The following is a 7,828-nucleotide window of genomic DNA, read 5'->3' as shown; positions in this document are numbered from 1 at the left end:
CGTCTTCCACCTCGGGCTCGGCAAAGGTCTGCTCGCGGCCCTTGTTGTCGTCGTCGCGGATCGTGTCGTCAAACGCCTTGCGCTGCTCGCGCGTGAGCTTCACACCAGTGCCCACGCAGTCGGTGCACCAGCCGTGCTTGCTGTTGTACGAGAACAGGCGCGGGTCCAGCTCGGCATAGCTGGTGCTGCACACCGGGCAGGCGCGTTTGGTAGAGAACACCTCCAGCCTGCCGATGCCTGCGGCGGGCGCGCCGGCCAGCATGGCGGCGCGCAGGCCGTCCAGCGGCGCCAGCACATGCACCACGCCCTTGCCATGCTCCAGCGCGGTGGCCAGGTGGTCGCGCAGCGCGGCTTCGTTCGCGGGGCTCACCACGATGTCGGCCACCGGCAGCTCGATGGTGTGCTCCTTGACCAAAGATGCGCGGGAAGCCACTGATGCATTTGCCAAGCAGGGCCAAGGGGATGTCTTGATTAACTACGAAAACGAGGTTATTCTGGCACAACAAAAAGGCGAAAAAGTTGATTACATTGTTCCTGATGTGAATATATCTATCGACAACCCGATCGCAGTAGTAGATAAAAATGTTGATAAGCACGGCAACCGCGAAGTTGCTGAAGGTTTTGTCAAATTCCTCTATACTCCAGAAGCACAGGAAGAGTTTGTAAAATTAGGATTCAGGCCTGCAAATGAGGAAGTAGCCCAAACTAAAGCAGCTACAGATAAATTTCCCAAGGTGAAAACTTTGGGTACAGTTTCAGACTTTGGCGGTTGGGAAGCAATTGATCAGAAGTTCTTCGCAGATGGGGGTGTATTTGACAAGATTCAAGCTCAAAAGAAACAGTAACTAAATAATTCGTAATTGATAATTCGTAATTACGCTCTCTACGTTCCCTGCGGGATGCTACGCAAACGCGCAGCGTGTCGCAGACAGACGCTACGCGAATGGCGACTTAATCCGTAGAGTGTAGGCAAATCCTATAGAAATTACGAATTAGCAATTACGAATACTGACAAAATTTTCTTTTGAATTGTAAATTTTGAATTTTGAATTCGGAGCGAAGCGACGTGACGACTGTATCTCCTTCTTTGGAAGTTGAACGAAAAACGCCATTCTGGAAGAGATTGGGGCGGGTTCCCTGGACTTGGCGAATCACTATAGGATACCTGACGGTGATGTTGTTTATCCCCATAGCTGCCATGTTCCTGAAAGCAAGTACGGAACCTCCGGCGAGATTTTGGGCGATCGCAACCAGTGATATCGCATTGGCAACCTATAATGTAACTTTTGTTACAGCAATCTTCGCTGCCTTACTCAATGGGATTTTTGGCACTCTGATTGCTTGGGTTCTGGTTCGCTACGACTTTCCCTTAAAACGCTTGATTGATGCCACAGTAGATTTACCCTTTGCACTACCAACTGCGGTAGCAGGGTTAACACTGGCAACAGTTTACAGCGATAATGGCTGGCTAGGTTCGCTACTAGCACCACTAGGAATTAAAGTGTCTTTTACCCGCACGGGGGTAGCGGTGGCAATGATATTTATCTCACTACCTTTTGTCGTGAGAACTGTGCAACCCGTGCTTCAGGAAATGGAACATGAAATTGAAGAAGCCGCTTGGTGTCTGGGTGCTTCTCAATGGCAGACCTTCTGGAAAGTGATTTTACCACCTTTATTTCCGACAATTTTAACTGGTGTTGCCTTGGGTTTCTCTCGTGCAGTTGGGGAATATGGTTCGACTGTGATTATCTCTTCCAATACGCCATTCCAAGATTTGATCGCACCTGTGTTGATTTTCCAACGGTTAGAGCAGTATGACTATTCTGGTGCAACAGTAATTGGCATAGTTTTACTATCAATTTCGTTGGTACTACTGTTGGCAATTAATTTCTTACAAGCATGGGCAAGGCGATATGACAGTAGATAAGCCAAGTTTTCACTCATCTGCATCTGATACAGATACAGCCAAGCCTAAAGAGCAGAAGAGTTGGATACCAATAGTTTTAATTGGGATAGCGATCGCCTATTTAACCTTAGTTCAATACCTGCCTGCAATTAACGTTTTTGTCCAAGCCTTCAGCAAAGGAATTGGGCCTTTTCTATCTAACTTGAGCAAACCAGCCTTTGTCCATGCAGCTTGGTTGACACTGTTATTAGCGGCGATCGCTCTACCATTAAATACAGTATTTGGTTTATGTGCAGCTTGGGCGATCGCTCGTCATAAATTTCCCGGACGCGCCGTAGTTTTGAGCATTATTGACCTGCCTTTCTCGATTTCTCCCGTAGTCGCAGGATTGATGATTGTGCTACTTTACGGACGCACTGGGTGGTTTGGCCCTTGGCTCCAGGCTTATGATATCAAAATAATCTTTGCCTTTCCAGGTATGGTACTGGCTACAGCCTTCGTGAGTATGCCCTTTGTGGCGCGGGAAGTAATTCCTGTTTTAGAGGAATTTGGTAAGGATCAAGAGGAAGTTGCTAGAACTCTAGGTGCGAAAGATTGGCAGATATTTTGGCGCGTCACCTTGCCTAGTATCCGTTGGGGCTTACTCTACGGTTTAATTTTGACCAATGCCAGAGCAATGGGTGAATTCGGGGCGGTTTCGGTGGTATCTGGCAACATTGCTGACCAAACCCAGAGCCTACCACTGTTTGTAGAAGACGCTTACAAACAATATGAAACCGAAGCTGCCTTCTCTGCGGCTGTACTGTTAGCTTTACTAGCAGTAGTAACCTTAGTGCTGAAGGAAATTCTGGAACGGAAAACCCGCATTAAAGATGTTGAATAGAAAAATCAAGAGATTATAGTTATCCTTTGAATAGGATACAAGCAAATCATGGGACATGGTACGATCTACTTAGTACCTATTAGGAAATTACCGTTAGGGTTAACGTGTCGCGGAAGTCCCCACCCTCAATGTACTCATAGGGTGGGGATAGGGAGCGGGGGATAAGGATTGCATCTGGAATTGATTTTTTGCATCAGCAAAAACAAATTCCAGATGTATGACGAATCCCCAGTAGTTTGACTTTGCTCACATTTATTTTGTAGGCACTTCTTGAGATTTGATGTACTGTTTTACTTTTTCAATTGGTGCGCCACCAGTTGATGCAACGTAATAAGAGCTAGACCAAAGAACAGGCTTTTTATAGAAAGTTGCTAAATGCTCCGTGAATTCTTTTTGAATAATTCTACTAGAAGCTGACTTAAGGCTACCCACTAACGCTGATAAATTATTATCAGGATGGAAATCTACCAATAGGTGAATATGGTCTGATTCTCCTGAAAATTCTATCAATCGGCATTTTGTCTTTATGCAAACATTTGCCAGTACCTCATGCAACCGTTCCAATATTGGAGCGGTTATTACCTTGCGCCGATATTTGGTAACAAACACAAAATGCAGGTGAACAGAAAAAACAGAATGAGAACCTTTTCTAACAAACACTTGACTAACCTACACTTCAACTGTATTATCAATGCTATAGTATATTCTTGTCTTGGAGGTAAAGATAGAAGTGGCGATCAGGCGAATGACTTTTCGGTTATACCCAAATAAGCAGATAGAGCAGTCTTTGAGATATCACCGGAAGTTACACAAAGACCTGTACAACGCTGCTGTCAATAATAGATTTCACCAGTATCAAAACTTCAATTATTCTGTTGACTATATAGAGCAACAGAACTCCTTACCAGCGTTTAAAGACGTTTGGATTGAGTATAAAGAAATCAATTCTCAGGCATTGCAAGCAACATTGAAGCGTGTTGATTTTGCTTTTGAACGTTGGTTCAAGGGTCTAGGTAAACGCCCTAGATTCAAGTCAATTAGGCATTATTCAGGATGGACATATCCCGCCAAGACTGGCTACTCTGTTGAGTCAGACGGTGAAAATGGTTATCTGAATTTGTCTAAAATTGGGCGTATCCAGATGCGTGGACAGGCTAAGTATTGGGGTAAACCAACTACTTGCACCATTCTTTATCGCAATGGTAAATGGTATGCCTCAATTACTGTCAACGTATTAGACCAAATTCTACAGCTAGAGATTTTACCTATCGGTGCTGTTGGTATTGACTTAGGGTGTAAATCTGCATTATCAATTACTGATGGTGAGAATCATCAACAAATCGATGCTCCGAAGTTTTTGAGGAACGCAGAACATCTAATCAAGAAAGCATCTAAGGATAAGAGGCGTAAACGTGCGCCGAATAGAAAGAAAAAAATCAAGGCTTCTAGACGGTTCAAAAAAGCCCAATCCAAGGTTAGCAAGCTGACTCGAAAAGTCGCTAATCAACGCCAGAATTGGGTACACCAAGTCGCCACACAAATAACCAGCAGTAACAGCATGGTGGCGACTGAAAAGCTAGAAGTAAAAAACATGACTGCTAAGGCTAAAAAAGGCAAACGCAAAAAACAGAAAGCTGGACTAAATAAGTCTATTCTTGATGTTGGTTTTGGTCTGTTGCGTAGCACCATCAAATACAAAGTAGAACAGAATGGTGGTGTATTTATCGAGGTTCCAACGCGACAAGTAAAGCCTTCTCAAACCTGCCCTAAATGTGGAAACCAACACAAGAAAACACTCGATATTCGAGTACATGAGTGTGGTGTTTGTAATTATCTACAGGACAGAGATATTGCTGCTGCCGAAGTTATGCTTTATTGGGCAAAAGGTAATCTGCCGGGGTTAGGAACTAGCCTCGTAGACGTAGAGTCGTCTAGCTCTACTTCACGTACTCGCAAAACTGCGGGAAGCATGAAGCAACTAGGGGCAAAGAAGCGTCAAAAATCTGTAGAAGTCTCCGCTAAAAACGAACTGAGGGATGTAGAAACCCACAGTTCAGGCGGAGCCAACTGTGGGTAGTTGTGCGATTCGTTGTAACGTGAATCACGGTTAAAGTCCGCAAATAACGTTACCAACCTGACAGCAGACTTCTGCCATAAAGGTTGAACTCTCAGTCGGATGTGGGTGAAAGTCCCACCCATCAGACTCAGATGTGACTCCCTATCTGTCCACAGTGACCGTACTCGGAATTACGGAGGCTGAAGCTGGAACCAGGGCGCAATCAGACGACTGTTATGGGTTGACACTGGTGCTAATGGGGAGTTCCCACGGTGAAACAGAGTCTAAAAAAGCAACCCACACAGAAGCGGGGCATAACACAAACCCCCCGACTTTACTGGAGATAATTCCCGCCACGTTTTAACTACGACAGTGGCAAGAGTCAAGGGAATCCAGTGGTTGAAGTGACTCCACCTAAAGGAACCAACAATCCAACAGAGGGAACGAATAAAAACGATGATGAGGTCTGAGAATAGGTCGAACCCTCAGTAGGCGAGACGAGACGCGGAAATCCTCACATCGGGTAAGACAGACCGTAATTGGTCTGAGGTGTTCAGAATATACAAATCGGAGCAGAGCATGATTAGACACAGCGAAAATGCTAGTGAATCGTGGAAGAACTTACCGTGGAAGCAATTCCGCCGTAACCTATTCCGCCTACAAAGACGAGTATATAAAGCTGTTCAAGTTGGTGACAAGCGCAAAGCAAAGTCCCTTCAAAAGCTGATTCTGAAATCCACCGCAGCAAGGTTGTTGGCAGTCCGTCAAGTTAGTCAGCTAAACGCTGGGAAAAAGACCGCAGGAATTGATGGCAAAAAAGACCTTACCTGTGAGGAAAGGCTTGAATTGAGTAAAGAACTCCTTCGCCACGGTAGCAACTGGTTTCACCAAGGGTTACGCGAAATACCAATCCCTAAAAAGGATGGAACAAAACGCATTCTGAAAGTTCCCACCCTAGGCGATAGAGCCTGGCAATGCCTAGCAAAATAGGCCCTAGAACCAGCACATGAAGCAACTTTCCACGCCAGAAGCTACGGATTTAGAACAGGGCGGTCAGCACATGATGCCCAGAAAATTCTGTTTCTAAATTTAAAATCTGATGCCAATGGGAAGGATAAGCGAGTCATCGAACTCGATATCGAAAAATGCTTCGACAGGATAAGCCACTCATGCATTATGGATAAACTCATCGCTCCCAAGAGCTTAAAGACGGGAATTTTTCGCTGTCTTAAATCAGGAGTCAATCCAGAATTTCCCGAACAAGGAACGCCACAAGGCGGAGTGGTAAGTCCCCTACTAGCTAACATTGCGCTTAATGAGATAGAGGACGTACACCCCTCGGTGAGATACGCCGACGACATGGTGTTTCTCCTTAAACCCAATGATAACGCAGAAGCAATACTTGAAAAGATTAGCCAGTTCTTGTTTGAAAGAGGGATGAAGGTAAGCGAAAAGAAAACCAAGCTAACCGCCTCGACAGACGGCTTTGATTTCCTAGGCTGGCACTTCAAAGTGCAGAGCAACGGAAAGTTCCGATGTGTTCCTTCAGTGGACAACTTCAAAGCTTTTCGTAAGAAAATAAAAGCCATCGTCAACAACTCGAATTATGGTGCTACTGTTAAGGCTGAAAAATTAGCACCAGTAGTCAGAGGTTGGAGGAACTACCACCGCTTCTGCAAGATGGACGGGTCAAGATTCTCACTCGTACATATTGAAACCAGAGCGTTCAGGGTATTCAATAAGGAAACCAAGCTGAACTGCCACGACAGCAAAAAATTGCTTGACAAAGCGTTCCCAGCAGTTCCTTACTCCGAAAATAAACACGTCAACGTCAAAGGAGAGAAATCACCTTTCGACGGAGACTTAGCCTACTGGAGTGAGCGGAACAGCAAACTCTATGATGGCAAAACCTCTCTTGCCCTAAAACAGCAAAACCATACATGTGCAGCCTGCGGGCTAAAACTCCTGTCCGATGAGCGAGTCCATCTCCATCACAAAGACTGTAACCATGCCAACTGGCGCAGAGAAAATCTGATGGCAATCCACGAAAGCTGTCACGATTACTTGCACATGAAGCAACGCAAAAGCTAAGAACATCGGGAGCCGGATGCACCGAAAGGCGCACGTCCGGTTCGTGCGGTTCGTTGATTGAAACCGAAGCCCTTTAGGACTTTGGAGGAAAATCGTCTCTACACCGCCTTGAGTGCAAACTCAGAAATATAGTAGAGATAACTTTAGTTTAGTGTGAGTGCGTCAAACCCAAATTTGACAAGTCTCACCCGCTAGGAATGGCGTGATGTCAAAACTGCCCACATGGATGGAGAATAAACTCTAAAAATGAAGCTGGGGACAGAACGAGAATAACAAACCTGAGATGGGGGCAACTCGTATAGGTAAGTAGTCATGGTTAAACACTAGTTAAACTCTCGGAAAAAGCGTCTGAACGTGAACGACCGAATTCAAGGTCGGACAACGACACAAGATAACACGTAAAAGTGTGAAAATACCCGCATTATTTTGATCTGAATAAATGCAATTCTGGGGAATTGTAGGCGAAATGAGAGAACCTAAAACTACAAAACAACTAAACTAAGGAACGAATAAAACTGCTCTTTCAACCTCCAGTCATAGAGATTTAATCTCCGAAACTGTGGACTCCTTAAATAAGAGTTAGCGGGTAGAGTTGATAAGATGTACTCGAAAATTTAACAAGTAAGGACTGTTAGACAACTGGGTACGGTTTACATAGAAGATGTTCAAAATGCGTAGAGAATGTTATGACAACGGAGTTAAATCCAGTTGATAAATGGAAATCGATTCCTTGGCGCAAGCTGCGGAAAATCGTGTTTCGCCTACAAGTAAGAATATTTAACGTCGCCAATCTTTTCGTCTTGCCTTTTTGGGCAAATATGATGACATAATCTGCCGTGTAACTTTCCAATTTGGCAATAAAATCATCAACGCCCAAAAAGGCAAAACGAAA

General features: G+C 44.8%; 6 protein-coding genes and 3 pseudogenes. 6 read left to right on the top strand and 3 right to left on the bottom strand.

Features of this window, described 5'->3' with window-relative positions; translation table 11 throughout:
• A partial coding sequence (locus LC574_RS16835; RefSeq protein WP_229454575.1) for a hypothetical protein occupies positions 1-370 on the bottom strand: 370 nt, incomplete at its 3' end.
• A 37-nt stretch (positions 371-407) separates the two neighbouring features.
• Here LC574_RS16835 and LC574_RS16830 point away from each other — a divergent pair.
• The 3 genes and pseudogenes from LC574_RS16830 to cysW all read left to right on the top strand — a co-directional run.
• Positions 408-845: pseudogene (locus tag LC574_RS16830) on the top strand (extracellular solute-binding protein); the annotation flags it as partial.
• Between the two features lie 242 nt (positions 846-1,087).
• Complete coding sequence (cysT, locus tag LC574_RS16825) at positions 1,088-1,927, top strand: sulfate ABC transporter permease subunit CysT (RefSeq protein WP_229454574.1); 840 nt, start codon at positions 1,088-1,090, stop codon at positions 1,925-1,927.
• Positions 1,914-2,789 (top strand): sulfate ABC transporter permease subunit CysW, encoded by an 876-nt coding sequence (gene cysW / locus LC574_RS16820; RefSeq protein ID WP_229454573.1) that lies wholly within the window; start codon positions 1,914-1,916, stop codon positions 2,787-2,789. Before cysT ends, cysW begins: the two co-directional genes overlap by 14 nt.
• A gap of 252 nt (positions 2,790-3,041) precedes the next feature.
• Here the strand turns inward: cysW and tnpA are convergent, their stop codons facing one another.
• Positions 3,042-3,449 (bottom strand): IS200/IS605 family transposase, encoded by a 408-nt coding sequence (gene tnpA / locus LC574_RS16815; protein ID WP_229454572.1) that lies wholly within the window; start codon positions 3,447-3,449, stop codon positions 3,042-3,044.
• Between the two features lie 85 nt (positions 3,450-3,534).
• On the opposite strand from tnpA, the gene LC574_RS16810 reads away from it, so the two are divergent.
• The 3 genes and pseudogenes from LC574_RS16810 (at position 3,535) to LC574_RS16800 (ending at position 6,936) form a co-directional block, all read left to right on the top strand.
• Positions 3,535-4,866 (top strand): transposase, encoded by a 1,332-nt coding sequence (locus LC574_RS16810; RefSeq protein ID WP_229454571.1) that lies wholly within the window; start codon positions 3,535-3,537, stop codon positions 4,864-4,866.
• Positions 4,867-4,999: 133 nt separating this feature from the next.
• Positions 5,000-5,209, top strand: coding sequence for a hypothetical protein (locus LC574_RS16805; RefSeq protein WP_229454570.1), 210 nt, complete (start codon positions 5,000-5,002; stop codon positions 5,207-5,209).
• A 215-nt stretch (positions 5,210-5,424) separates the two neighbouring features.
• Positions 5,425-6,936, top strand: a pseudogene (locus LC574_RS16800) (group II intron reverse transcriptase/maturase).
• An 810-nt stretch (positions 6,937-7,746) separates the two neighbouring features.
• On the opposite strand, the pseudogene LC574_RS16795 reads toward LC574_RS16800, so the two are convergent.
• Positions 7,747-7,828: pseudogene (locus tag LC574_RS16795) on the bottom strand (abscisic acid-deficient protein Aba4 family protein); the annotation flags it as partial.

The organism is Nostoc sp. CHAB 5715, from assembly GCF_020829685.1.
In the GTDB taxonomy this organism is placed as follows: Bacteria; Cyanobacteriota; Cyanobacteriia; order Cyanobacteriales; family Nostocaceae; genus Nostoc.
This window is presented reverse-complemented; position numbering and strand designations above follow the sequence as displayed.